At 26.9% G+C, this 26,159-nt stretch carries 20 protein-coding genes; 16 read left to right on the top strand and 4 right to left on the bottom strand.

Features of this window, described 5'->3' with window-relative positions:
• Nucleotides 1-24: 24 nt before the first annotated feature.
• The 6 genes from NBW53_RS08175 (at nucleotide 25) to NBW53_RS08150 (ending at nucleotide 5,897) form a co-directional block, all read left to right on the top strand.
• The gene (locus tag NBW53_RS08175; RefSeq protein WP_250277785.1) at nucleotides 25-1,107 is read left to right on the top strand and encodes a GGDEF domain-containing protein; all 1,083 of its coding nucleotides are present in this window, start codon (nucleotides 25-27) and stop codon (nucleotides 1,105-1,107) included.
• 26 nt (nucleotides 1,108-1,133) lie between these two features.
• Nucleotides 1,134-1,544: a hypothetical protein gene (locus NBW53_RS08170; RefSeq protein ID WP_250277784.1), complete on the top strand. Its 411-nt coding sequence runs from the start codon at nucleotides 1,134-1,136 to the stop codon at nucleotides 1,542-1,544.
• Between the two features lie 11 nt (nucleotides 1,545-1,555).
• Nucleotides 1,556-1,711: a hypothetical protein gene (locus NBW53_RS08165; RefSeq protein WP_250277783.1), complete on the top strand. Its 156-nt coding sequence runs from the start codon at nucleotides 1,556-1,558 to the stop codon at nucleotides 1,709-1,711.
• A gap of 210 nt (nucleotides 1,712-1,921) precedes the next feature.
• Complete coding sequence (locus NBW53_RS08160) at nucleotides 1,922-2,404, top strand: UvrB/UvrC motif-containing protein (RefSeq protein WP_250277782.1); 483 nt, start codon at nucleotides 1,922-1,924, stop codon at nucleotides 2,402-2,404.
• On the top strand, nucleotides 2,404-3,426 hold the full coding sequence (locus NBW53_RS08155) for an ATP--guanido phosphotransferase (RefSeq protein ID WP_250277781.1): 1,023 nt from the start codon (nucleotides 2,404-2,406) through the stop codon (nucleotides 3,424-3,426). Before NBW53_RS08160 ends, NBW53_RS08155 begins: the two co-directional genes overlap by 1 nt.
• Nucleotides 3,427-3,437: 11 nt before the next feature.
• Entirely contained in the window at nucleotides 3,438-5,897 is a 2,460-nt protein-coding gene (locus NBW53_RS08150; RefSeq protein ID WP_250277780.1) for an ATP-dependent Clp protease ATP-binding subunit, read from the top strand.
• A 193-nt stretch (nucleotides 5,898-6,090) separates the two neighbouring features.
• Here NBW53_RS08150 and NBW53_RS08145 read toward each other — a convergent pair whose 3' ends face one another.
• Nucleotides 6,091-6,588, bottom strand: a complete 498-nt coding sequence (locus tag NBW53_RS08145) for a GNAT family N-acetyltransferase (protein WP_250277779.1) — start codon at nucleotides 6,586-6,588, stop codon at nucleotides 6,091-6,093.
• A 133-nt stretch (nucleotides 6,589-6,721) separates the two neighbouring features.
• On the opposite strand from NBW53_RS08145, the gene NBW53_RS08140 reads away from it, so the two are divergent.
• Genes NBW53_RS08140 through NBW53_RS08130 form a run of 3 tightly spaced genes read left to right on the top strand, consistent with a single transcriptional unit; the run spans nucleotide 6,722 to nucleotide 10,527 of the window.
• On the top strand, nucleotides 6,722-8,236 hold the full coding sequence (locus tag NBW53_RS08140; RefSeq protein ID WP_250277778.1) for a spore germination protein: 1,515 nt from the start codon (nucleotides 6,722-6,724) through the stop codon (nucleotides 8,234-8,236).
• Nucleotides 8,237-8,246: 10 nt separating this feature from the next.
• Nucleotides 8,247-9,350, top strand: a complete 1,104-nt coding sequence (locus tag NBW53_RS08135) for a GerAB/ArcD/ProY family transporter (RefSeq protein ID WP_250277777.1) — start codon at nucleotides 8,247-8,249, stop codon at nucleotides 9,348-9,350.
• On the top strand, nucleotides 9,337-10,527 hold the full coding sequence (locus NBW53_RS08130) for a Ger(x)C family spore germination protein (RefSeq protein ID WP_250277776.1): 1,191 nt from the start codon (nucleotides 9,337-9,339) through the stop codon (nucleotides 10,525-10,527). The genes NBW53_RS08135 and NBW53_RS08130 overlap by 14 nt, the downstream gene beginning before the upstream one ends.
• A gap of 84 nt (nucleotides 10,528-10,611) precedes the next feature.
• Here NBW53_RS08130 and coaBC read toward each other — a convergent pair whose 3' ends face one another.
• Nucleotides 10,612-11,808 (bottom strand): bifunctional phosphopantothenoylcysteine decarboxylase/phosphopantothenate--cysteine ligase CoaBC, encoded by a 1,197-nt coding sequence (coaBC, locus tag NBW53_RS08125; protein WP_250277775.1) that lies wholly within the window; start codon nucleotides 11,806-11,808, stop codon nucleotides 10,612-10,614.
• A gap of 464 nt (nucleotides 11,809-12,272) precedes the next feature.
• Here coaBC and NBW53_RS08120 point away from each other — a divergent pair, with 464 nt between their 5' ends.
• From NBW53_RS08120 to NBW53_RS08100, 6 genes are all read left to right on the top strand, one after another.
• Nucleotides 12,273-13,472 carry a saccharopine dehydrogenase family protein gene (locus NBW53_RS08120; RefSeq protein ID WP_250277774.1) on the top strand — a complete coding sequence of 400 codons (1,200 nt, stop codon included), beginning with the start codon at nucleotides 12,273-12,275 and terminating at the stop codon, nucleotides 13,470-13,472.
• Between the two features lie 322 nt (nucleotides 13,473-13,794).
• On the top strand, nucleotides 13,795-14,256 hold the full coding sequence (locus NBW53_RS08115) for a GNAT family N-acetyltransferase (RefSeq protein WP_250277773.1): 462 nt from the start codon (nucleotides 13,795-13,797) through the stop codon (nucleotides 14,254-14,256).
• Complete coding sequence (nspC, locus tag NBW53_RS08110; RefSeq protein WP_250277772.1) at nucleotides 14,253-15,389, top strand: carboxynorspermidine decarboxylase; 1,137 nt, start codon at nucleotides 14,253-14,255, stop codon at nucleotides 15,387-15,389. Before NBW53_RS08115 ends, nspC begins: the two co-directional genes overlap by 4 nt.
• A gap of 109 nt (nucleotides 15,390-15,498) precedes the next feature.
• Nucleotides 15,499-15,558 (top strand): zinc-ribbon domain-containing protein, encoded by a 60-nt coding sequence (locus NBW53_RS10190; RefSeq protein WP_408647060.1) that lies wholly within the window; start codon nucleotides 15,499-15,501, stop codon nucleotides 15,556-15,558.
• A 322-nt stretch (nucleotides 15,559-15,880) separates the two neighbouring features.
• The gene (locus NBW53_RS08105; RefSeq protein WP_250277771.1) at nucleotides 15,881-16,288 is read left to right on the top strand and encodes a DUF2085 domain-containing protein; all 408 of its coding nucleotides are present in this window, start codon (nucleotides 15,881-15,883) and stop codon (nucleotides 16,286-16,288) included.
• Between the two features lie 298 nt (nucleotides 16,289-16,586).
• Entirely contained in the window at nucleotides 16,587-18,695 is a 2,109-nt protein-coding gene (locus NBW53_RS08100; RefSeq protein ID WP_250277770.1) for a polyribonucleotide nucleotidyltransferase, read from the top strand.
• A 407-nt stretch (nucleotides 18,696-19,102) separates the two neighbouring features.
• On the opposite strand, the gene NBW53_RS08095 is transcribed toward NBW53_RS08100, so the two are convergent.
• Both NBW53_RS08095 and NBW53_RS08090 read right to left on the bottom strand, forming a co-directional pair.
• Nucleotides 19,103-21,976: a phosphodiester glycosidase family protein gene (locus NBW53_RS08095; protein WP_250277769.1), complete on the bottom strand. Its 2,874-nt coding sequence runs from the start codon at nucleotides 21,974-21,976 to the stop codon at nucleotides 19,103-19,105.
• 24 nt (nucleotides 21,977-22,000) lie between these two features.
• Nucleotides 22,001-23,086, bottom strand: coding sequence for an LCP family protein (locus NBW53_RS08090; RefSeq protein WP_250277768.1), 1,086 nt, complete (start codon nucleotides 23,084-23,086; stop codon nucleotides 22,001-22,003).
• Between the two features lie 355 nt (nucleotides 23,087-23,441).
• On the opposite strand from NBW53_RS08090, the gene adhE reads away from it, so the two are divergent.
• On the top strand, nucleotides 23,442-26,066 hold the full coding sequence (gene adhE / locus NBW53_RS08085; protein ID WP_250277767.1) for a bifunctional acetaldehyde-CoA/alcohol dehydrogenase: 2,625 nt from the start codon (nucleotides 23,442-23,444) through the stop codon (nucleotides 26,064-26,066).
• Nucleotides 26,067-26,159 lie beyond the last annotated feature (93 nt).

The raw sequence follows: 26,159 nt of genomic DNA, 5'->3' as shown, positions 1-26,159 counted from the left end.
GAGAAAATGAGAAGGTTTATAGGAATGAATAGAATTAAGAAAAATAAAAAGCTAAAAGTTACATTTTTATATTTTTTTAGAATATGTGTTATATTGGCTATGATATTACATTTATTATTTAGCATTTTATTTTTTGCAGATAATATAAAAATTTTAGGTATTTTTAATATATTTAGTGTTATTTTATATTTAAGTTTAACTATTTATCTTAACTACAATAAGGACAGTATAACTTTGGCTACAATTATAACTTTTTTTGAAGTTTGTTTACATATGTTATTATGTATATACTTTATTGGGTGGCAAGGGGGATTTTATGTTTATCCATTATGTATGATACCAGCTATATATTTTGTTACAATAAATGTATTAAGAAAAGAAATATATGGACATATAATAGTTGGCTTGACATTTATTATTTATCAAGTTTCTAAAATATATGCAGGTTCTAGAATTGCTACCTTTCAACAAGAATTTATGTATTTAAGTGAAGTTTTGTATACATTTAATACAGTATCAGCAAGTTTTTTATTTTCTTTTCTTACATATGGCTTTTTATCAGAAATGAGAGATATACAAGAAGACTTGCAATGTAAAAATAAGATATTAAAAAATATTGTAAATATAGATACATTAACAGGTATTTACAATAGAAGAGGTATGAATGAAAAGATTAAGAGGCAAATAGAACAATTTAAATATGATAACAAAGTTTTTTCTATTGGTATTTGTGATATAGATAATTTTAAGAGAATAAATGACACCTATGGTCACGATTGTGGTGATATAATATTAAAAGCAATAGCTGATATATTAATAAACAATAGCAAAAAGTACAATATAAAAGTTTGTAGATGGGGCGGAGAAGAATTTTTAATTTTAATAAAAGATAATATATTATCATCAAATAAAATTTGTGAAAGTATTTTAGATGATGTAAGAGAATATTGTTTAAATTATAATGATGAATCTATAAAAGTTACTATGACAATAGGATTAGCAGAATTTAATAATGAAAATGATAAAATAGATAAAGTTTTAAAAAATGCGGATATAAACCTTTATAAAGGTAAATCATCTACAAAAAATTGTGTCGTACTAAATTAATATTTATTTAATGAAAGAGTGGTATTATGGAAAAATTAAAGTATATGGTTAATAAAATAGGAAAAAATATGATAAAAAGTTCTAAAGATATAATAAAAAATACTAAACTTTCTATGCAATTATCATCACAAGAAGAAAAATTAAAAAATATTTATATTGATATAGGAAAAAAAGTATATGAAATATATTCTTATGGTGGTAATATTGGTGAATTTTTTGATGAAAAGTATAAACAAATACTTGATATAGAAAAACAAATATTAGAGACTAAACAAAAAATAGAAGAAAATAAAAACATAAGTAAAGCTTCAGATACATATATAAAAGATATACCTTCTAAATTATCTAGTGTAGAAGAATGTAGAATATGTAGAGCTTGTGGGCAAAAAAATGATATTAACAATAAATTTTGTTTAAATTGTGGTAGGGCTTTATAAGGAGATAATATATGAATAATAATATGAAAGATGAAAACTTTACTTATACTTTAAAAATACGTAAAAATAAAAATGGCTTAAATTTAGTTAATATATGTAAACGATGTAACACACTTAATAACATAAAAAATAAAAAATGTATAAAATGTATGAAAAAATTGGTTTAGATTAATAAAACAATAACTAACATATAATATTTTTTAATAAAGGTTTTAAATCTTAATATGATAAATAAAAGCAATTTTAATAGTTTTATAAGCCATATAAATATTGTATGTTAGATTTTTTTAAAAAAGTTCTTAGCACTCATTGACAAAAGTGGCTAATAATGATATTATATAATAGTAATAAATTTATAGTATTAAAGGGGGATTTTTATGCTTTGTGAAAAATGTAAAAATAATAATGCTACTATTAAGTATACCCAAAATATAAATGGTTTAAAAGTAGATTACAATTTATGCGACTATTGTTTTAATAAAATTAAAAATAATAACAACTTTATAGATAATTTTTTTAATAGTTTTTTTTCTAGCAACATTTTTGCAGATGAATATGAAAAAAACTATAGGTGTAACGTATGTGGCAATACTTTTGAAAAATTAAAAAATACTGGAAAAGTAGGTTGCAGTAATTGTTATAATGTTTTTAGGGATAAAATAGATATTATGCTTAATAACATACAAGAAAAAAATGTCCATATAGGTAAAAATCCTAAAAATTTAGAAACCTATAAACCTAGTGTAGATACTATAAAATTATTAAAGCAAAAGCTAAATATTGCTGTAGAAAAAGAAAATTATGAAGAAGCTATAAAGATTAGAGATAAAATAAAAGAAATTGAAAGAGGTGAGCTTTAATGTTTTGGTATGAAGAAAAGATTGATGATAACATTATTATATCAAGCAGAGTTCGTCTTGCAAGAAATCTTAAAGATTATCCTTTTTATTATGCTATAAATGAAGAACAATCTAAAGAAATGATTGAAAATATAAATAGAGCAATATTTAATGATAGATTAAGTACAAAAAACTATTTTGAGAAGATAGATTTTGATAATCTTGATAAAGTAAAACAATATACAATGTTAGAAAAATATATTGTAAGTAATAATTTTTTGGAAAGTAATAAACCAAAAGCTATAATATTAGAAAAAAATAAAAATATTAATATTATGATAAACGAAGAAGACCATATAAGAATACAAGCTATAAATAGTGGCTATAATATAGAAAAATGTTTTGAAGAGGCAAATAGGATAGATAATCTTCTTGAAGAAACATTATCTTATGCCTTTGACAAACAATATGGCTATCTTACATCTTGTATCACTAATTTAGGAACAGGACTTAGAGGGTCTTTTATGTTGCATATACCTATGTTGGAAAAATATGGATATATTCAATCTATTGCACAAAATATAGCTAAATTTGGTATGACCTTAAGGGGTATGCACGGAGAAGGTAGTAAAGCCTTTGGTGCTATATATCAAATATCTAACCAAATAACTCTTGGAAAAACAGAAAAACAAATATTAAAAGATTTACAAAATATAACTCTACAAATAGTAGAAAGAGAAAATAGTCTAAGAGAAAGTTTAAAAAGTGATAAAAATATAAATATAGAAGATAAAATCTCTCGTTCTTATGGTATAATAAAATATTGTAAACAAATAAAGTTTGAAGAAGCTATGGAACATTTATCTAATATATGGCTTGGTTTAGATATTGGTATAATAGATAATAATCTATGCGATGTAAATATTTATAATGTTATGATGAACATACAATCTGCTAATATTATAGATAGATATAAAATAAACGAAAAAGAAGATATAAAAATATACAGAGCAAAATATCTTAATGAAGTATTTAATAAATAGGAGGGTTTTATATGCAATTAAAATTTACACAAAAAGCAGAAGATGTAATAAACTATGCAGGAAAAAGTGCTTCAGATTTTGGGCATAACTATATAGGAACAGAACATTTATTACTTGGTTTAGTTTATGTTAAAAATAGCATTGCCTCTAAAGCATTGGAAATGAAAAATGTAAATTATGACAATGTTAAAAATGAAATAATAAATCTTGTTGGTCAATCTAGTTTAAAAGGCAATATATCTTCAGATGCTTTTACACCACGAATGAAAAGAATATTAAATAGAAGCTGTGATGAAGCTATTAATATGAGTACAAATTATATAGGAACAGAACATATATTAATAGCACTTATAAAAGAGTCTAGTGCTTTATATGGAGATAGTATAGCTATAAAAATATTACAAAATCTTAATGTAAACCCACAGGCATTATATGATGATATATTAGTTATGCTTGGAGAAGGTGAAAACAGTACGGGTACTCCTATAAATAGAAGCTCTAAAAATAGTAATAAAAGCAATAATACACCAACTTTAGATAAATATAGTAGAGATTTTACAAGCCTTGCAACAGAAAATAAATTTGACCCTATTGATGGAAGAAATGTAGAAATAGAAAGAGTTATACAAATATTATCTAGAAGGACAAAAAATAACCCTTGTCTTGTAGGTGAACCAGGAGTAGGTAAAACGGCAATTGTAGAAGGTCTTGCCGAAAAAATTGTAAAAGGTGATGTTCCAGAAATATTAAAACATAAAAGAGTAGTATCTTTAGATATTGCATCTGTTGTTGCAGGGTCTAAATATCGTGGTGAATTTGAAGAACGTATCAAAAAAATTATTAAAGAAGTAAAACAAAGTAATAATATTATTTTATTTATAGATGAAATACACACTATAATAGGAGCAGGTGGTGCAGAAGGAGCAATAGATGCCTCTAACATTTTAAAACCTTCTCTTGCTAGAGGAGAAATACAAATAATAGGAGCTACTACCTTAAACGAATATAGAAAGCATATAGAAAAAGATGCGGCTTTAGAAAGAAGATTTCAACCAGTAAAAGTTGAAGAACCGTCAGAAGAAGATGCTATTAAAATGTTAAAATGTTTAAGAGATAAATATGAAGTACATCATAGTGTAAAAATTACAGATGATGCTATAATATCTGCCGTTAAATTATCTAGTAGATATATAACAGACAGATTTTTACCAGATAAAGCAATAGACGTATTAGACGAAGCTTCATCTAAAGTAAGATTAACTACATTTACAATGCCACCAGAAATTAAAAAATTAGAAGAGCAATTAATAGATTTATCTAAAGAAAAAGAAGAGGCTATAAAAACAGAAAACTATGAAAGAGCAAGCCAAATAAAAATAAAAGAACAAGAAATAAGAACTAAATTAGATGAAGAAAAAAATAGTTGGAAAGATAAAAATGGAAATGAATCACAAGTGGTAACACCAGAAGAAATAGCAGATATTATATCTGGTTGGACTGGTATACCAGTTAAAAAAATGCAAGAAGAAGAAAGCCAAAGACTAAAAAATATGGAGAGTATACTTCATAAAAGAGTTATTGGTCAAGAAGAGGCTGTTAAATCTATAGCTAAAGCTATAAGAAGAGGAAGAGTAGGGTTAAAAAATCCTAAAAGACCTATTGGTTCATTTCTGTTCTTAGGACCTACTGGAGTAGGTAAAACAGAACTATCCAAAACATTAAGCGAAGTATTATTTGGTGATGAAGATTCTATGATAAGGGTTGATATGAGTGAGTTTATGGAAAAACATAGCGTATCTAAACTTATAGGGTCTCCTCCTGGATATGTTGGATATGATGAAGGTGGTCAAATAAGTGAAAAAATAAGAAGAAAACCTTATTCTGTTGTTTTATTTGATGAAATAGAAAAAGCTCATTCAGATGTGTTTAATCTTTTATTACAAGTTTTAGATGATGGGCATATAACAGATTCTCAAGGTAGGAAAGTAGATTTTAAAAATACTGTTATAATAATGACATCTAACGTAGGTGCTAGAAGTATAACAGAGAATAAAAAACTAGGGTTTACTGCTTCTGAAGAACAAGTTAAAAAATATGAAGATATGAAAAAAAATGTTATGGAGCAAGTTAAAAAGACATTTAAACCAGAATTTTTAAATAGAATAGATGATATTATAGTATTCCATACATTAAATAAAGATGAAGTTAAAGAAATATCTAAAATAATGTTAGATGAACTTAAGCAAAGAATAAAAGATAACTTAAATATAGAAATAACATTTACAGAAAAAGCTATGGATAAGCTTGTTGAGCTTGGATATGACAATAGCTATGGAGCTAGACCACTTAGAAGAACTATACAAACTAACATAGAAGATACTTTTGCAGAAAAATATCTTGATGAAGATTTTGCAAGTGGTGATAGTATAACAGTAGATTATACAGAAGAGTTTGTATTTAATAAAAATTAATTAAAATTTATAAAAATACCCTTAGTATTGTTTTAATACTAAGGGTATTTAGGTAGTGTATGAAAAAGGTTAATTTTTTTGTACAAGAGCTAAAATTTCTATAAATTTAGCTTTTTGCAAAAAATATAAAAATGAAAATATTACGCTAAAATATTTTATCTTTAGTATGAGATAGTTTTATATTTATAAAGTATTAAACATTATAAACAGTTTTATATAAAATTTTTACTAGATTATTAAAATTTTCATCATCTAATTTTTTAGAACACATAATATGAAGTCTTGTTTTATCATCTCCTATATTATATGGAGGTTGATAGTATAAGTTTTGATGAAATATAAAACCAAAACTTTCATATAATTTTATTCTTTTTTTGTCTATTTGGGTATGAGGTGGTTCTACCTCTAAAAATTTATCACCTTCTAATTTTAAAAAATCATTAAAAATTTTTGTTCCTATTCCAGAACCTCTCATTTTAGGGCATACTGCAAAATGCTCAACAAATAAAAGATTTTTATCTAGTTGCCAATAGCTTAAAAACCCTAATATTTCGTTATTTTCTTTATAGCTAATTATATGATATTTATCATTATTTAAAAGTTGTTTTTGTCTTTTGTATCCTCTGTGTAAAAATGGTTCAAAAGAATCTTCTAATATTTTATAAATTTTATCAAAATCTAAATCATTCATATATTAACCTCCTAATATAAATATATTTTATAGTAAAAATTAAAAAAAGTCTAACCTAATTTTTAAAAATATGTATAAATAAAAAATAGTGGTAAAAGCTAAAGTTATAAACAAAAAATGGGGAGGCGAAATATTGTATATAGATAAAGACATAGACAAAAATATAAAATATTTAGACACAAGATTTAAAGATTTTGGAGATATAGTAAAAAGAAAGTTTCCAGTTGGAGAAAATAGAGAGACAAATTTATATATAAGCTATATAGATGTAATGACCGATAGAGCTTTTATAGATGAGCTTATGGACATACTTATGATAGATTTAAGACAAGTAAGACCAAATGGAAATGAGCTTAAAGAAAATATATTTGAGGCTTTAAAAAATGGAGGCATAGCAACTGCAGATTTTTTTGAAGAAACAGATTTTGAAAAAGTTATAGATGAAATATTAGCGGGAAATACATTATTATTAGTAGATGGATTTGATAAAGCTATTATTTTATCTACAAAGGGGTTTCCTAGAAGAGGCGTTGCTACGGCAGACACAGAAGTAGTTGTACAAGGCTCAAAAGAGGCTTTTACAGAAACCTTTAGAGTAAATACTGTTCTTATAAGAAGAAGAATAAGAGATACTAATTTAAAATTAAAACAAATAAGAATAGGAAAAAGAAGCAAAACAGATATTGGTATAATGTATATGGAGGATATAGCTAGACCAGAAATATTAGAAGAAGTAGAAAAACGGCTTAATATGATAGATATAGATGGTATATTAGATAGTGGATATATAGAACAATTTATAGAAGATGATTATAAATCACCTTTTCCACAAATGCAAATGACAGAAAGACCAGATAAGGTAGCATCGGCTCTTTTAGAAGGTAGAATAGCTATTGTTGTAGATAATACACCTTTTGTAATAATTGTTCCTACTATATTAGCTAGTTTTTATCAATCATCAGAAGATTATTATCAAAGATGGGAAATAATGAGTTTTGTAAGGATTATAAGATATATAGCAGGAGCTTTAGCAGTATGTTTACCAGGGCTATATATAGCAATAGCAGTATATCACCCCGCTATGATACCTATGGAGCTTATTTTAAAAATGGCAGAAGCTAGGCAGACAGTGCCTATACCGGCAGTTGTAGAAATAGTTTTAATGGAGCTTGCCTTTGAAACTTTAAGAGAAGCAGGTATAAGGCTACCTTCGGCAATAGGTAGCACCCTTGGAATAGTTGGAGGTATAATAATAGGACAAGCGGCAGTAGAGGCAGGTTTAGTTAGTCCAATAGTAGTTATAGTAATAGCGCTTACGGCTATTTGTAGCTTTGCTATACCAAATATTGCTCTTGTAGCAGGGTATAGGCTTACTAAATATTTTATAATTTTATTATCATCATTATTAGGATTTTTTGGATTTTGGCTTGCTATATTAATTTGTCTTATACATCTTGTAACACTAAAAAGTTTTGGAATACCTTATTTATATCCTTTTGTATCTGTAAAAGAATATGGGCTTAATGACATTAAAGATACATTAGTAAAGTTACCTATATTTATGCTTAGAAAAAGACCTATTTTTGCTAAAGATAGTCAAAAAACAAGGTTAAGTTTATCTAAAAATAAAAAACAGGACATAAATTAAGGAGGTAGCTATGTTTGCAGAAAATAACTTTATAACTATAAGACAGTTAAAATTACTTTTAATACTTGATATTTTTGGTATGGGTATAACTATTTTACCTCAAAGAGCAGTAAAATTTGGAGGGCAAAATGGTTGGGCACTTATTTTAATAGGCTTAATTTTTTCTATATTTTTTTTAACGATAATAAATGAAGTAGCAAAAATATATCCAGAAGATAATTTTGTAGATTATACTTGTAAAATTTTAGGTAAACCACTTGGAATATTAATTAGCTTTGGGTTTATTATAAAAATAATGATTGGTGTTGCAATGGAAGTAAGAATTTTTTCTGAAATATTAAAAGAAATAATGCTTTTTAACACACCTTTTTGGGTAATATCTTTTAGTATGCTACTTTTAGGCTCATATATGGCAAGCAAAGGATATGAAGCTAGAGGGCGTATAGCAGAAATACTTATTTTTATTGTATTTTTACCTTTGGCATTTGTATTTTTTATAGCAGTTTTTGATATAGACTTTTCAAATTTAAAGCCCTTTTTTAAAGAAATTAAGCCGATAGAGGCCTTAAAAGGCGGGGGCTATATGCTTTTTTATTTTACAGGGATAGATTTTATATTTTTAGTTTATCCATATATTAAAGAAAAAGAAAAAATAAAAAAGGCTACGATAGGTGCTATAACAATAGTAGGAATAATAATGACTATTATAACGCTTATAACGATAGCTAGGTTTGGGAAATATGATATTATGCATCAAATGTGGCCAGTGTTGGAGATAATGGATACGATAGACTTACCAGGGTCTTTTATAGAGCGTCAAGATGCTTTAATAATGACATTTTGGATAATATCTATTTTTATGATGGTTAATGCAGGAATGTTTTTTTCATCTTTAATATTTAAAGATGTAGCAAAGGTAGGCACACATACAACATTTATATGTATATGTATACCAATAGTATATTTTATATCTTTTTTACCAAGCAATATAACTGTTGTATACAAAATAATGGATATATTTTATTTTACATTTGGCGTTTTTTATATAGTAATCTTACCAATACTTTTATATGTAGTAGCTAAGGTAAGGGGGTTAAAAAGTGAAAATATTTAAAACTATATTTATTTTATTATTTTGTAGTGTATTTTTAACCGGTTGTTTTGATAAAGTAGAGCTAGAAGAAAGAGCAATTGTTTTAGCAATAGGTATAGATAAATATAACGAAGAAAGTGATACAAGTATAGAAAAAACAGGAGAAGAAAAAAGATTTATTGTATCTTTAGCTATGCCAGAAGTACCTGAAGGTGAAAAAACGGGCAATACAGAAAAACAAGCCGACCCTATGAGCAAAGATAAACAAGAAAATAGTATAAATGAGGCAGTAAAAATTGCCGAAGGTTCGTCTGTTGCATCTACAATGGAGCTAATTGACACATATATGAGTAAAAATTTATATTATGGTCATACAAAAGTAGTTGTTTTAGGCAAAGGAATATTAGAAGATGATGTATTATTAAAAGAAGTGATAGATTCTTTAGAAAGAAACAATGAAATAAGCCGAAAAATTATAGTGTTAGGAACGCAAGGCAATGCTAAGGAAATTTTACAAACTATACCTAAAGATGAAAAAATGTTAGGTATATATATAAATGACTTTTATAAAAATAATAAGAAAAATTCTTTTTTTACTTACAGAGTAGATTTGGAAGATATTATACAACAGTTGCTATCAACAGGAGATACAGTTATTCCTAATATACAGGTTATAGATAAAGATGTAAGGTTAAGTGGGTTAATTGCATTAAAAGATAGTAGGTATATAGGATATTTAGAAGACGCTACAACAAAAGGAATTTTATGGCTAATAGATAAAAATTCTTTAGGAGAAATATCTATACCTTTTGAAAAAGCATATGTATCTACTTCTATATTTAAAAAGAAAGTAGAGAAAAAGTTTTATGAAGAAAATAATAAAATAACTTGTCAGTTTTTAGTTAATCTAGAAGGCAATATATCTGAATATTATTTGGGTAAAAACATAATGATAGACACAGAAAAATATAAAATGATAGAAGATGAAATATCTATTTATGTAAAAAAAGAGATAGAAAATGCTATTAATAACATTAAAAGTTTAAATATTGATATAATAGGTTTAAAAGAGCTTATAAGAAAAAATGAATATAACTTATATGATAAGTATAATTTAGAAAATAATAATATTTATGATTATGTACAATTTGATATAAAATGTAATACAAAAATAAAAGGCTCTGGAAGTATAAAATAAACAAATGATAATATGAGGCAATATAATAAATATAAGTCTCATATTATCATTTTAACTTTTATATAAAGTCTAAAAAATTTTGTTTTAATTGTGATTATTTATTATTATATCTACAATTTTATTAGCAAGTTCAAATTTTGTTAGTTTTTCAAAAGATATATAATCATCTTTTGATATTAGTGTAGCTATATTTGTATCTACATTAAACCCTGCACCTTCTTCTTTAAGGTTATTAGCTACAATATAATCTAAATTTTTATTAATAAGTTTTGTTTTAGAATTTTCTAAAAGATTTTCTGTTTCCATAGAAAATCCACATAATATTTGGTTAGAGGGCTTGTTATCTCCTAAATATTTTAAAATATCTTTAGTTTGTTTTAGCTCTAGGTTAGGGCTATTTAATGTATGTTTTTTTACCTTTTCATCATAAAAATTTACAGGTGTAAAATCAGATACAGCAGCCGTCATAAAAATCATATCAAAATTTTTATGTATGTCTTTAAATATATCAAACATATCTTGGGCAGATACAACATTTATAATATTAGTAAACATAGGAGGCTTTACAGAAGTTTTTCCACACACTAATGTAACATTAGCACCTTTTAACATACATACTTTTGCAAGGGCAAAGCCCATTTTACCGCTAGATGGATTTGTAATATACCTAACAGGGTCTATATATTCACAGGTAGCCCCGGCAGATATTAAAATATTTTTATTTAATAAAGTTTTTTCAAAAGCTAATTCTTTTAAAATATGTTCAAATAAAATGTCAGGTTCAGGCATTTTTCCAACGCCTGTATCATTACAAGCTAAAAGCCCAACGGCAGGTTCTATAACATCAAAATCGTAATATTTTAGCTTAGATATATTATCTTGAGTTATTTTATTTTCATACATATTAGTATTCATAGCAGGAGCTATTATTTTTTTATATTTTGATGCTAAAACTGTTGTAGTAAGCATATCATCGGCTATACCATTTGCCATTTTTGCTATAATATTTGCTGTAGCAGGAGCTATCATTATAAGGTCTGCTCTTTTTGCTAAAGATATATGTTCTACATCATAATTAGCTTTTTTTTCAAAAGTATCTACAACACATTTGTTACCACTTAAAGTTTCAAAAGTTAGGGGAGATATAAATTCGGTAGCATTTTTTGTCATTATAACATTTACATTAGCACCACATTTTTTTAACATACTAACAAGATTTGCAACTTTGTAGCAAGCTATACCACCAGTAACTCCAATTATTATACATTTTCCTTTTAACATAGTAATTCTCCTTAGTTTTTTTTATATTTTATCATAAAATAATTAATTTTAACACATATTAGTTTTAATATTAGATTTAAAGATAAAATATTTTATACTAATTTTTATGCAAAGTATAAAAATTATAATCACAAGATGGGACTTTGCCTTAGATTTTGTAAAAGTCAGATTTTTAGGATATTTAGACCTTTTTTAAAAAACTTGCTTTATTCATACAGTAAATCATTGTGATAATTTTATTATTATAACGAAAGGGTGTAGACTTTGTATATAACCTTAATGTATTAAAATTTTTAATATATATTAAAAAATTTTTAAAATTATTTTTGTAAAAATCTTGATTAATTAAATTTTATTTTGTATAATTAGTCTTACACAAACAATTTTATATCTTTATGATATTAATGTCTTAACGTATATCAATATGTGGAAAAAATATATTAATTTTGGAGGATAAAAAAGAAATGGGAAAAGCCTTAATTATTGGTGCTGGTGGAGTTGCTAGTGTTACAGTTCATAAATGTTGTCAAAACCCAGAAGTTTTTGAAGAAATTTGTATAGCTAGCCGTACAAAGTCTAAATGTGATGCTTTAAAAGAAAAGCTTGATGGAGGACGCACTAAAATATCAACAGCTCAGCTTGATGCCGACAATGTTGATGAAATTATTGCTTTAATTAATGAGTTTAAGCCAGATGTTGTTATAAACCTTGCATTACCTTATCAAGACTTAACTATAATGGACGCTTGTCTTGCTACAAAAGTACATTATGTTGATACAGCTAACTATGAGCCACTTGATACAGCTAAGTTTGAATATAAATGGCAATGGGCTTATAGAGAAAAGTTTAAAGAAGCTGGTATTACTGCTCTTTTAGGTAGTGGTTTTGACCCAGGTGTTACAGGGGTATTTTCTGCTTATGCCTTAAAACACCATTTTGATGAAATACATTATATAGATATTTTAGATGCAAATGCAGGAGACCACGGTTATCATTTTGCTACAAACTTTAATCCAGAAATAAATATTCGTGAGATTACATCTAAAGGAAGATATTTTGAAGATGGAAAATTTGTAGAAACAGAGCCTATGGAGATTAAAAGAGTTTATAATTTTCCAGAAATAGGAGAAAAAGATATGTATCTTTTATATCACGAAGAGTTAGAATCTTTAGCTGTTAATATAAAAGGTATTAAAAGAATAAGATTTTTTATGACATTTTCTGAAAAATATTTAACTCATCTTAAAGTTTTAGAAAACGTAGGTATGACAAGTATTGAGCCTATAAATTTTGAAGGAAAAGAAATTGTACCTATACAGTTTTTAAAAGCTATATTACCAGACCCAGCTAGTCTAGGGCCTAGAACAAAAGGTAAAACTAACATAGGTTGTATATTTAAAGGTATAAAAGATGGTAAAGAAAAAACTTATTATCTTTATAATGTTTGCGACCATCAAGAATGTTATAAAGAGGTTGGTTCTCAAGCTATTTCTTATACAACAGGTGTTCCAGCTATGATTGGAGCTATGATGATTATGACTAAAAAATGGGACAAGGCAGGTGTGTATAACATAGAAGAATTTGACCCAGACCCATTTATGGAAGAGCTTAATAAATGGGGCTTACCTTGGAAAGAAAGCTTTAATCCAGATATGGTAGATTAATTGTTTTATAATAGTTTTTATTTATATTTTTAGTATTTTTAGCTTTTTAACAATAAAATTAGTTAAAATACTCGTTGTGATAATTTTGTTATTACGACGAAAGGGTGTAGACAAAGTCTACACCCTCGTTATTTAAATAAAATTAAGGGACTCTATTTTTCAATTTAAAATTTATAAATGGGTTTATTTTTTTAATTTTAAAGAAGAAAAATATTAAGAGTGCCTGTTTTTGAATACAAAGTATTTAAAACCTTGATTTATTAAATTATAATTTAATTTTATATTATTAGCTATATAGATATAATGATTTGAAGGTGAAATTTTGAATATTGAGTTTGAAAAAGTTACAAAACAAAATAGAAGAAAAGCATATAAATTAAAAGTTTTTAAAAATCAACAAAAGCATATAGAAACAGTGTATGATTGTATAAAAGAGGCCAGAAGATGTAAATGTTGGAAACCTACGATTATAAAAATAGATAATAAATATGTAGGATTTGCAATGTATGGTCTTTTTAAAAATGAAGGTAAAAATGGTAGAGTTTGGCTTGACAGATTTTTAATAGATAGAAATTATCAAAATATGGGATATGCTAATTTAGTTTTACCTATTCTTCTAGAAAAGATAAAAAGTGAATATAATTATAATAAAATTTACTTAAGTGTTTATGAAGATAACTATATAGCTATTAAATTTTATAAAAAATTAGGATTTAATTTTAATGGAGAAACAGATATTAACGGAGAATTGGTTATGTTTAAATTTTTTAAGGAGGAAAAATGAATATAGATTTTAATAGTTTGCAAACACCTTGCTATGTTGTAGATGAAAAATTACTTAGAAAAAATCTTGAAATATTAAAATATGTACAAGATAAAACAGGAGCAAAAATTTTGCTTGCAACAAAAGCTTTTTCTATGTTTTCTACATTTAATATTGTAGGAGAATATTTAAAAGGGGTAACTTCTAGCTCATTATTTGAAGCAAGGCTTGGATATGAAGAAATGGGAAAAGAAGTTCATATATATGCTCCAGCTTATGTAGAAAAAGATTTTGATGAAATTTTAAAATATAGCGACCATATAGTATTTAATAATTTTAATCAGTATAAAAAATATAAAGATAAAATTAAAGAGTGTGATAAAAAGATAGAAGTAGGTATAAGGATTAATCCAGAATACTCTGAAATAGAAACAGATTTATATAACCCTTGTTTTACAAATTCACGAATGGGTACTACGTTAGAAAATTTTGAAAAAGATTATATAGATGGGCTAGATGGTTTACATTTTCATACTATGTGCGAACAAAATTCAGATACATTAAAGCGTACATTAAAAATTGTAGATGAAAAGTTTGGAAAATATATTAAAAATATGAAATGGTTAAACTTTGGTGGAGGTCATCATATAACTAGAGAAGACTATTATTTAGACACACTTATAGAATGTATTATGTTTATAAAAAATAAATATAATATAGATGTATATCTTGAGCCTGGAGAGGCAATAGCATTAAACACAGGATTTTTAGTATCAACTGTTTTAGACACTATGAAAAATGGTATGGACATAGCTATTTTAGACACATCGGCTACATGTCATATGCCAGATGTTTTAGAGATGCCTTATAGACCTAAAATAATAGGTGCAGGAGGCCCTAATGAATATGATTATACTTATAGATTAGGTTGTCCTACTTGTTTATCTGGTGATGTTATAGGAGATTATTCTTTTAAAAAACCTTTAAAAGAAGGAGATAGATTAGTTTTTTGTGATATGGCAATTTATTCTATGGTAAAAAATAATACATTTAATGGTATAAATTTACCTTCTATATATTTTAATACAGAAAAAGAAGGTATAAAGCTAATAAAACACTTTGGTTATGAGGATTTTAAAAATAGATTATCATAGTGCATAAAATATTATATAATATTTTATATAAAAATGTTGAAAATTGTCAGAGATTATGATATAATTTGCAAGAAATAAATTTTAGGGGTAGTTTTTCCGGTTTTGCAAAATTTGTGGAAATCAAATACCAGAAGATAGTAAAGTATGTCAAAATTGTGGAGCTAGATAAGATATAGTAGTTGATAGTGGAAATTTAGGATATTTTTGCTTAGGGTTTTGTATTCCAATAGCAGGTCTTGTGTTATATTTAGTATGGGAAGGGAAAAAGCCAAAAACAGCTAAAAAATGTTTAATTGGATTTTTAGTATCTATTTCATTATCAATTCTATTTTACATATTTTATATTTTATTAATTGTTTTAGGTGTGTTGTTTAGTGCTTAATATAAAAAGGTATAATTTATTTATACCTTTTTTACTAATGTTAAGTAAATTATAAACTTATATAAAATTAATTGTAATTAAATTTGTTAAAAATTATTTAAGGTGGAATATGTATAGTAAAATAGAAAAATTTTTAAAAATACTTTTTATGTGTCATTGTATGCCAGATAGGTCTTTTTTTTATAAAGGAAAGCAGTTTCCTATTTGTGCAAGATGTACAGGACAACTTATAGGAGTTATAGTAGGTATAATTTTTATAGTAAAATTAAAAGATATTAAAGGAATATATATAATATTATTAACTATGCCACTTATATTAGATGGATTTATACAACTTTTAACAAACTATGAAAGTAATAATATAAAAAGGGTAATAACTGGGTTTTTACTCGGAATAGTAATTATAGCTATTTTGGTAAAATTACATTTTTTTGCAGTTAAAATAGCCTTTGAGATGGTAGAAAAAATACAACCAAGTAATGCTATTATAGAAAAATACGAACATATAGTTAACTAATATCAAACTTAAAGATAAAACAAATACTCGATTTTTATTATGAAAAAGCCAGATTTTTAGTAGTATAATCTTTTATGCTATTAAATAGGCTTTTTTATATTGGTTTAAAACTTAAAAAAATGAATATTTATCTTTTAAAACAGTTTATATAAAGCTTATACTATAAATTAATATTTGATTATTAATATATAAAAATATTTAAAAAACATTGTTTAAAAATATAAAAAGTGGTATAATTATACTTAATGTACAATTTATAAAAATATTAATTTTAGATTGGATACGAAAGGAGAAATATATGTATAATACGTACTCTACAACATTAGCAGGTAGAGAGCTTTCTGTCGAGATAGGTAGAGTAGCTGAACTAGCTAATGGAGCAGCTATTGTTAGATATGGAGATACAGTTGTTTTAGTAACTGTTACTGCATCTGAAAAAACAAGAGATGGTATAGACTTCTTCCCATTAAGTATAGACTATGAAGAAAGATTATATTCTGTTGGTAAAATACCAGGAGGATTTATAAAAAGAGAAGGTAAACCAACAGAAAAAGCTATTTTAACTTCTCGTCTTATAGACAGACCTATTAGACCATTATTTCCAAAAGATTATAGAAATGATGTTGGTCTAGTAGCAACTGTTTTATCTGTAGACCAAGATTGTAGCCCAGAGATAGTATCTATGATAGGTTCATCTATTGTATTATCTATATCAGATATACCGTTTAATGGACCAACAGGTGCTGTTATGGTAGGCCTTATAGATGGTGAATTTATAATAAATCCAACAGCAGACCAAAGAGAAAAAAGTGATTTATCTTTAACTGTTGCATCTACAAAGCAAAAAGTAATGATGATAGAAGCTGGTGCAAATGAAATAGATGACGAAACAATGTATAATGCAATTATGCTAGCTCATCAAGAAAATATAAAAATAGCAGAGTTTATAGAAAATATTGCTAAAGAAATAGGGAAAGAAAAACATAGCTATGAAGAGCATAGTGTAGATAAAGATTTATATAGCAATATAGTAAATATTATTACAGATTCTAGAATGGAAAATGCAGTATTTACAGATTTAAAGCAAGTTAGAGACGAACAAATAACAGCGCTTAAAGATGAAGTTATAGAAAAGCTTTTAGAACAATATGAAGGTGAAGACCAAGAAGGATATATAGTAAAAATAAATGAGGCTATATATAAATATGAAAAAGAAACTGTACGTAGAATGATTTTAAAAGACCATAAAAGACCAGACGGACGTGGGCTTGAAGAAATTAGAAAACTTACTGCTGAAGTAGATATATTACCAAGAACACACGGTTCGGCTATATTTAGTAGAGGACAAACACAAGTTCTTACAGTTACTACATTAGGAGCTATAAGTGAAGCTCAAAAATTAGATGGTTTAGACGAATTAGAAGTATCAAAAAGATATATACATCATTATAATTTTCCAAGCTATTCTGTTGGAGAAACAAAACCATCTAGAGGTCCAGGTAGAAGGGAAATAGGACACGGAGCTTTAGCAGAAAGAGCACTAATACCAGTTATACCTTCTGAAGAAGATTTTCCATATGCTATAAGGCTTGTATCTGAAGTTTTAAGCTCTAACGGGTCTACATCTCAAGCTAGTGTTTGTGGGTCAACACTTTCTCTTATGGCAGCTGGTGTACCTATAACTAGACCTGTGGCAGGTATATCTGTTGGTCTTGTTACTGGTGATACAGATGATGATTTTGTTTTATTAACAGATATACAAGGTTTAGAAGACTTTTTTGGAGATATGGATTTTAAAGTTGCAGGTAGTCATAAAGGTATTACTGCCATACAAATGGATATAAAAATAGATGGATTGACACCAGAAATTATTAAACAATCTTTACAAAAAACAAATGAAGCTAGACAATATATATTAGATGAAGTTATGCTTAAAGCTATTAAAGAGCCTAGAAATGAACTTTCTAAACACGCTCCTAAAATAGCATTTTTACAAATAGACCCAGAAAAAATGGCAGATGTTATAGGGCCTAGAGGTAAAACAATTAATAAAATATTAGAACAAACAAATGTTGATAAAATTGATACAGAAGATGGAGGAAGAATTTTTATTTCATCTCCAGACCAAGATAAGATAAATAAAGCTTTATCTATTATAAAATCAATTGTTAAAAATCCAGAAGTTGGAGAAATATTTACAGGTAAAGTAGTAAGAATTATGAATTTTGGTGCTTTTGTAGAAATTGCTCCAGAAAAAGAAGGACTTGTTCATATATCTAAACTTTCTAAAGAAAAAGTGGCAAAAGTTGAAGACGTTGTTAATATTGGTGATGATGTTATAGTAAAAGTTACAGAAATAGATGAACAAGGCAGAATAAATTTATCTATTAAAGATGCTTTAAGCTAAAAATTAGTTTAAAATATAAATATTTAATAATAATTAAAAGTGATATTTACATTAAATTTTAAATATCACTTGTTTTAGTTTATTTATTAATGTATTTATAAAAATTTTATAAGTTTAGTTTTACTTGTTACATATGATATTTAGTTTTTATAGTTTTTAAAAAAGAAAAAATTAAAGGATATAAAAAAGTGTATAGTTTCTAACTTTAGACAAAATATTTTATGAGTAATTTTTTTATTTTTATGCTTTGTATAAAAATTCTAGTCACAATATGGGGTTTTGCTTCGTATTGTGTAAAAAGTTAGATTTTTAGCCCTTGTGTAAATAAATCAGATTTTTTTGCGATACTGTAGATAAGGTATACAACCTAAGGCTATAGAAAAAATTTATAGCCTTGTTTATATTAGTTATTTATTTGCATTATAAACATTACAAATTTCATATTTTAAATCATTTTCACTTGCTCTTATTTTTAAATATTTATAATTATTTAAATTATTAGGGTCAGAATTTGTCAAGCCATTTAATGTAATATATCTAACACCGTCTTTAACAAATATATTTGATTTATCTGAAACAGCAGATACAACAATTACATTTTTATCTGTTTTATCAACAAATTCTTTTAAAATTTTGTGTAAAAGTTCGTTTTCTCTTTCACCTTTAAGACTGTTATTTTGGTCCCATATATTTTTATCCATAGTTATGAGAATATTTTTTTTGCTTTGATTTTCTAAATAACTTTGAAGCCATCTCCATTGGTCTGGGCTTTCTGTTCTCATAACACCACTTTTTGTAGCGAGATTTATAATAGATAAATAATTTGTATTAGTGGTAGTGTATTTATTATTCCAAGATATAGTAGAAACACCAGTGTTTATATCTTCTAAGTTAGTTGGACCTGCAAAAACTAAAGCTCTAGCGTTATTTTTCATAACGTTTATACTATCTTGTAAAACAGTTTTAGAATTAGGGTTAGATTTAGTTGCTGTTTGTCCAAAAACATTTATATCTTCTTCTACATTAGTAGGTGCAACTTGGCTTATAGGCTGATTTAAATAATCTTTATAAGAATTTATAAGTTGTCCACCGTCTGTTCTTTTTGTCATAGCATTTATTCCATCTATATATACAGTACCACTTTCTTTAGCCGTTGTGCTTTGTGTAGCAGCATATATTTTATCAATTCTAATAGGATAAGCAACATTTGAAGGAATAGCAACATTTGCAGTAACCCATTCATTAGAGTTCATTTCATTTAATATAGGTAAAATATATTCTTTATTATTATTATCTTTTAAAACCATTTTTAACATATTGCCACTAGCATCGCCTTTTACTTGCATTTGGATTGAAGTTGGGCTATTGTTTAATATTATTGGCTGTTTTTCAAAGCAAACATAACTAGCTTGAGGGGTAGGAACATTTTCTTTAAAGTTATAGCTTAATAAAAGGCTATTTTTCCCGTCATAAGCCACAGAATTTGTTATACCCGCACCACCAGATACTGTTTTATCTGCTGGGAAATACATCATAAATAAATTTCTGTTTTCTTCAAATGAAGTAACAGGGCTAGGGGTACTACCAATAGCAATAGTTATAGAGGCAGTAAGACCATTGTATGTTGCAGTAAGAGTAGCTAATCCTTCTGCTTTAGCATAAAATTTATTATCTTGAATATATCCTAAATTTTGATTATCTACTGTCCAAGATACTAAGGAAGAATCTATTGCTTTAGAAAATCCATCTTTATTTATAGCATCTATAGAAAGAGAAGTGTTTTCGCCAATAGAAAGAGAACTTTTACTAGCTTTTGGTATTATAGAGCTAAATCCTTCTACAGATTCAAAAGTAACTTGTCCAGTAGCTCCATTTGGATAAGTTGCATTTATAGTTAAATTTCCTGCATTATTGCATAAAAAGTGATTACCATTTATAGTACCATCTGTTTCATTATTAAAAGTAAATGTAACTTGATTAGGGTCTATATTAACAGGGTTTTTATTAGCATCTATACCAGTTACTTTTAAAGTATAAGTTAATCCAGATATTATTGCATCATCTTCATTTTTATCAATACTTACTAATAAAGAAGCGACATCACCCGTAGTATTTGTGCTTTTAACACCTATTGCATTAGGAACAAGTCTAGGAGATTTTTCTGAAACATTGTTTACTATTTTAACCGAACTTTCACCTTCTTCTCTTAAAGCAACAGTTGTAGAGCCACCACCATCAAGATGTATAGCATCATATGCACCATATTCTAATAATATGTTAGCCATTTCACTATGCGTAGCACCAACGCTTTGTCCACGTCCATCTACGGCAACAAGTATAAGTTTATTTTTTTCTTTATTTACACCAACAGCACTACGAGGTTGTTTAGAATTTGGAGAAATAGCCAAACCTGTAGAAACAGGTGAGCCATTTCTTAATATTTCGCCACCGGCAGAAATACCAGTTAAGACTTCTGATATATTTTTATTTTCTCTAAAAACAAATTTATAACTTTCTGTAAATGTAAGATTATCACCTACATTAAATGAAGCTAATTTTTCAGAAGCAGTAGCTTTGTCCATAACTATTATATATCCATTTTCAGGTATTTCTACAACTTCTCCAGCGCCAGCTTTTTTTGTAATTTTTTTATTTTCAACAACTATTTTAAAAAGGTCTTTTCTTCTTTTATCTAAATCTTGTGTATTAGTTATTATAGTTCTATCAAAATATACTGGTTTTTTAAAATCTGTTATTTTATTTTTAGCTTGTAGCTCTAATGAAATTTTTTCGTTATATAATCTTAAATTAGATTTTATATAGTCTATAAATGCATTACCATATCTATCTAAAAAAATTCCAGCATATTTGTTAGATGAGGCATTATAATAGTTTTGAGCTTCATTAACATTTCCATCTACTATTATTTGTCCCATACTAGAAGTAGGGTTACCAGAGCCAAAAAAATCGGCATTAATACCAGCAATAGCGTTATTTTCTTTTACAAGTGTTTCTACATTTTTTTTAACTCCGTGTTCTGTTGTAGAATCTAATATCTCAACATCTATATTAGGATTTGTTAAATCTATTGTTAAAACATAAACATCTTTCCAACCAGACTTATACAGACGTTCACTTTTTTCATAAATAAGTCCATCTGTAAGAGTTTGTATTTCTTTATCTGTATATAAAAGATTAGTATCTGCAAAAACACTTTTAGGTATAAATGTAGATAAACTTATAGCTAAAGCTAATGTAGATATTAAAAATTTTCTTTTCATAGTTACCTCCTATTTAGTTTATTATTAAGATTTTGTTTTACTGTTAGAGCTAGTTTCAACTTCTTCAGAAGTAGAAGAGGTAGTAGTTTCTTGGTCTGGATCTGTGTTTCCATAGAAAAACTCATTAACAATATCTTTTGTGGTATTAGGGTCAAAAACATAATAAGATAAATTATCTATCATTTGTGGAGAACCTGGCAAGGTCGCTGATTTCATTTTATCTGGATTAATATTTTGTATACACCCCATATATTTAGGGAAATTTGATATACTAAAATCTGTTTCTACATATTTAATAAGATTTAAAGCTATTTCTCCTAAATTATTCATAATAGTTTCCTTGTTTAAAACTTGTGCAACAAATTCTTTTATAAATTGTTGTTGAACTTCTACTCGTTGTAAATCTTGTCTAGCATAGCCTTTTCTAAAACGAACTAAGCCTTCTGCGTCATCACCGTTTAATAATTGACGTCCTTCTTTAAGGTTTATATATAAATTTTGAGTTGGGTCACTATATTTAAGTCCACCTTTTGGGACTTCAAAATATATACCTCCAACAGAATCTACAATATTTTTAAAAGCCTTTAAATCTACCTTTACATAATAATCAATTTTTATGCCAAGCATATCTTCTATACTACTTTTTAAAATATCCATACCACTACTTTTAGTATAAGCATATACAGAATTAGCTTTCATATGGCTTGGCGCACCTCTATTTACACTACGAAGAGTTTTAAGTTTATCACCAGTAAAGTTTATGTATGTATCTCTAGGTATAGAAAGTAAGTTTATTTCTCCAGTAGTACTAATAAAACTAGCAACCATTATAACATCTGTTAAATTTTCTGCTTTATCTACGCCAGTTATTAACACATTTGTTCTAACAGGGGGAGTAAAAATACTTTTAGACTGTTGCTCAGATTGTTGTTTTATTTCTTTATCTGTTATAAGAGCAGAGCTCCTTTGTTTTAAAGGGTCATAAGCAGGTTCGGCATTAAAAAATTTATAGCTTAAAAATATAAGTAATAAAGCTATAAAAAAAACACCTAAAATACTAAAAAATATATAAAAAAACTTTTTTTTATATTTAATATCCAAATTTTTCATAAGTATAAACTCCTAAAATGTTAATTGAATTAAAGTATAACAAAACATATTTATTTTTTCAAGGTAAAAACATTTTTTTTAACAATTTATTAAAATTTGTAATATATTTGTAATGTATAAAAATTTTTTTTATAATTATAAAATAGAAATTTATGTAAAAAATTAAATTTGGTAAAATTTTTTAAAATTATATTGACAAATAAATAACAATACTATATAATATAATTGTTAAATAAATATCAAACAAATGTTGGATTTTATGAATATTAAAATCTAAAGTTTTATAATTTTATTTATTTTACATTATTTATCTTTAGATTATAAATATATTATATCATTTTAGGAGGAAAATTTTATGGCTAACAAAAAGCAACCTATAACTATTGTTAATAGTGAAGAAACTTTAAAAGCAAGAATGAAAGAGCTTAAAGAAGCTCAAAAACAATTTGCTACTTATACTCAAGAGCAAGTAGATGAAATATTTGCAGCTGCAGCATTAGCAGCTAACAAACAAAGAATTTATCTTGCTAAAAAAGCTGTTGAAGAAACTGGTATGGGTATTGTAGAAGACAAAGTTATTAAAAATCACTATGCTTCAGAATACATATACAATAAATATAAAAACACAAAAACTTGTGGTGTTTTAAGCGAAGATAAATCTTTTGGTACAAAAGTTATTGCAGAGCCTATTGGTACAATAGCGGCTGTTATACCTACTACAAATCCTACTTCTACTGCTATTTTTAAAACATTACTTGCTTTAAAAACTAGAAATGCTATTATAATAAGCCCACATCCACGTGCTAAAAATGCTACAATAGAAGCGGCTAAAATTGTTTTAGATGCAGCTGTTAAAGCTGGTGCACCAGAGGGCATTATTGGTTGGATAGATGAGCCATCTTTAGAGCTTACAAACCAAGTTATGGCAGATGCAGATATTATATTAGCTACTGGTGGACCTGGTATGGTTAAATCTGCTTATTCTTCTGGTAAGCCTGCTCTTGGTGTTGGAGCTGGTAATGTTCCTGCTATTTTTGATGAAACAGCAAACGTTAAACTTGCAGTAAACTCTGTTATACACTCTAAAACTTTTGATAATGGTATGATTTGTGCGTCAGAACAATCTGTTATTGTTCACGAAAAAATTTATAAAGAAGTTAAACAAGAGTTTATAGATAGAGGCTGTTATGTATTAAAAGACAGTGAAATACAAAAAGTTAAAGATACTATATTAATTAAAAAAGGTAATGCTTGTGCATTAAATGCAGACATAGTTGGTCAACCAGCATACAAAATTGCTGAAATGGCAGGTATTAAAGTTCCTAAAGAAACTAAAATATTAATAGGTGAAGTTACATCTGTTGACCCATCTGAACCTTTTGCACACGAAAAATTATCTCCTGTTTTAGCTATGTATAAATTTAAATCATTTGACGAAGCTTTACAAAAAGCAGATACATTAGTTAAAGACGGTGGTTATGGACACACTTCTTCTATTTTTATCGATACATTAGTTGGTAAAGAAAGATTAGACCAATTTACAGCTATGATGAAAACAGGACGTATTGTTGTAAACACACCTTCTACTCACGGTGGTATTGGTGATATTTATAACTTTAACCTTGCTCCTTCATTAACACTTGGTTGTGGTACTTGGGGTGGTAACTCTGTTTCTGAAAACGTTGGTGTTAAACATTTAATCAATACTAAAGTAGTAGCTGAAAGGAGAGAAAATATGCTTTGGTTTAGAGCTCCACAAAAAGTTTACTTTAAAAAAGGTTGTTTACCAGTTGCGCTTGATGAGCTTCAATCTGTTATGGATAAAAAGAGAGCGTTTATTGTTACAGATTCATTCTTATTTAAATCTGGTGTTACAAAACAAATTACTGATAGATTAGATAATATGGGTATTAAACATGCTACATTCTTTGAGGTTGAGCCAGACCCAACTCTTGCTTGTGCTAAAGCTGGTGCTGAAGCTATGAGAGCATTTGAACCAGATTGTATTATAGCTGTTGGTGGTGGTTCTGCTATGGACGCTGCTAAAATTATGTGGGTTATGTATGAACACCCAGAAGTAGACTTCTTAAATATGGCTATGAGATTTATGGATATTAGAAAACGTATATATACATTCCCTAAAATGGGTGAAAAAGCATACTTTATTGCAGTTCCTACATCTTCTGGTACAGGGTCTGAGGTTACACCTTTTGCCGTTATTACAGATGAAACAACAGGTACTAAATATCCATTAGCAGACTATGAGTTACTTCCTAATATGGCAATTATTGATGCAGACTTAATGATGAGCCAACCAAAAGGATTAACAGCAGCATCTGGTATTGATGCATTAACTCATGCTTTAGAAGCATATTCTTCTATTTTAGCTACAGACTATACAGATGGTCTTGCTCTTAAGTCACTTAAAAATATCTTTGGATATTTACCACGTGCTTTTGAACAAGGTGAAACAGATGTTGAAGCTAGAGTTAAAATGGCAGATGCATCTACTTTAGCTGGTATGGCATTTGCTAACTCATTCTTAGGTATTTGCCACTCTATGGCACACAAATTAGGTGGTTATCATCATTTACCACACGGTGTTGCAAACGCATTATTAATAACTGAAGTAATGAAATTTAATGCTTCTGAAACACCTACTAAAATGGGTACATTTGCTCAATATGAATACCCTAAAGCTATTGAAAGATATGCAGAAATTGCAGATTTCTTAGGCTTAAAAGGTAATAACAATAAAGAAAAATTTGAAAGCCTTATTAAAGCTATTGAAGAATTAAAAGGTAAAGTTGGTATCAAAAAATCTATCAAAGAATATGGTATTGAAGAAAAAGTATTCTTAGATTCTCTTGACCAAATGGTTGAAGATGCTTTTGATGACCAATGTACAGGAGCTAACCCAAGATATCCTCTTATGAGTGAAATGAAAGAAATCTTCTTAAAAGTTTACTACGGTAAATAATTTAAGTAAGTTTTATATATCAAATGTTAAAAAAGAGTGTAGACTTTGTCTATACTCTTTTTCAATTTAAGATAAACTAAAATTTTTTATAGC

Source organism: [Clostridium] colinum (genome assembly GCF_940677205.1).
Lineage (GTDB): Bacteria > Bacillota > Clostridia > Lachnospirales > CAG-274 > Tyzzerella > Tyzzerella colina.
This window is presented reverse-complemented; position numbering and strand designations above follow the sequence as displayed.

Excerpts from the sequence above, each read along its gene's own strand:
- NBW53_RS08175 (WP_250277785.1), top strand. The coding sequence starts at position 25 with ATGAATAGAATTAAGAAAAATAAAAAGCTAAAAGTTACATTTTTATAT.
- NBW53_RS08170 (WP_250277784.1), top strand. The coding sequence starts at position 1,134 with ATGGAAAAATTAAAGTATATGGTTAATAAAATAGGAAAAAATATGATA.
- NBW53_RS08165 (WP_250277783.1), top strand. The coding sequence starts at position 1,556 with ATGAATAATAATATGAAAGATGAAAACTTTACTTATACTTTAAAAATA.
- NBW53_RS08160 (WP_250277782.1), top strand. The coding sequence starts at position 1,922 with ATGCTTTGTGAAAAATGTAAAAATAATAATGCTACTATTAAGTATACC.
- NBW53_RS08155 (WP_250277781.1), top strand. The coding sequence starts at position 2,404 with ATGTTTTGGTATGAAGAAAAGATTGATGATAACATTATTATATCAAGC.
- NBW53_RS08150 (WP_250277780.1), top strand. The coding sequence starts at position 3,438 with ATGCAATTAAAATTTACACAAAAAGCAGAAGATGTAATAAACTATGCA.
- NBW53_RS08145 (WP_250277779.1), bottom strand. The coding sequence starts at position 6,588 with ATGAATGATTTAGATTTTGATAAAATTTATAAAATATTAGAAGATTCT.
- NBW53_RS08135 (WP_250277777.1), top strand. The coding sequence starts at position 8,247 with ATGTTTGCAGAAAATAACTTTATAACTATAAGACAGTTAAAATTACTT.
- coaBC (WP_250277775.1), bottom strand. The coding sequence starts at position 11,808 with ATGTTAAAAGGAAAATGTATAATAATTGGAGTTACTGGTGGTATAGCT.
- NBW53_RS08120 (WP_250277774.1), top strand. The coding sequence starts at position 12,273 with ATGGGAAAAGCCTTAATTATTGGTGCTGGTGGAGTTGCTAGTGTTACA.
- nspC (WP_250277772.1), top strand. The coding sequence starts at position 14,253 with ATGAATATAGATTTTAATAGTTTGCAAACACCTTGCTATGTTGTAGAT.
- NBW53_RS08105 (WP_250277771.1), top strand. The coding sequence starts at position 15,881 with ATGTATAGTAAAATAGAAAAATTTTTAAAAATACTTTTTATGTGTCAT.
- NBW53_RS08100 (WP_250277770.1), top strand. The coding sequence starts at position 16,587 with ATGTATAATACGTACTCTACAACATTAGCAGGTAGAGAGCTTTCTGTC.
- NBW53_RS08095 (WP_250277769.1), bottom strand. The coding sequence starts at position 21,976 with ATGAAAAGAAAATTTTTAATATCTACATTAGCTTTAGCTATAAGTTTA.
- NBW53_RS08090 (WP_250277768.1), bottom strand. The coding sequence starts at position 23,086 with ATGAAAAATTTGGATATTAAATATAAAAAAAAGTTTTTTTATATATTT.
- adhE (WP_250277767.1), top strand. The coding sequence starts at position 23,442 with ATGGCTAACAAAAAGCAACCTATAACTATTGTTAATAGTGAAGAAACT.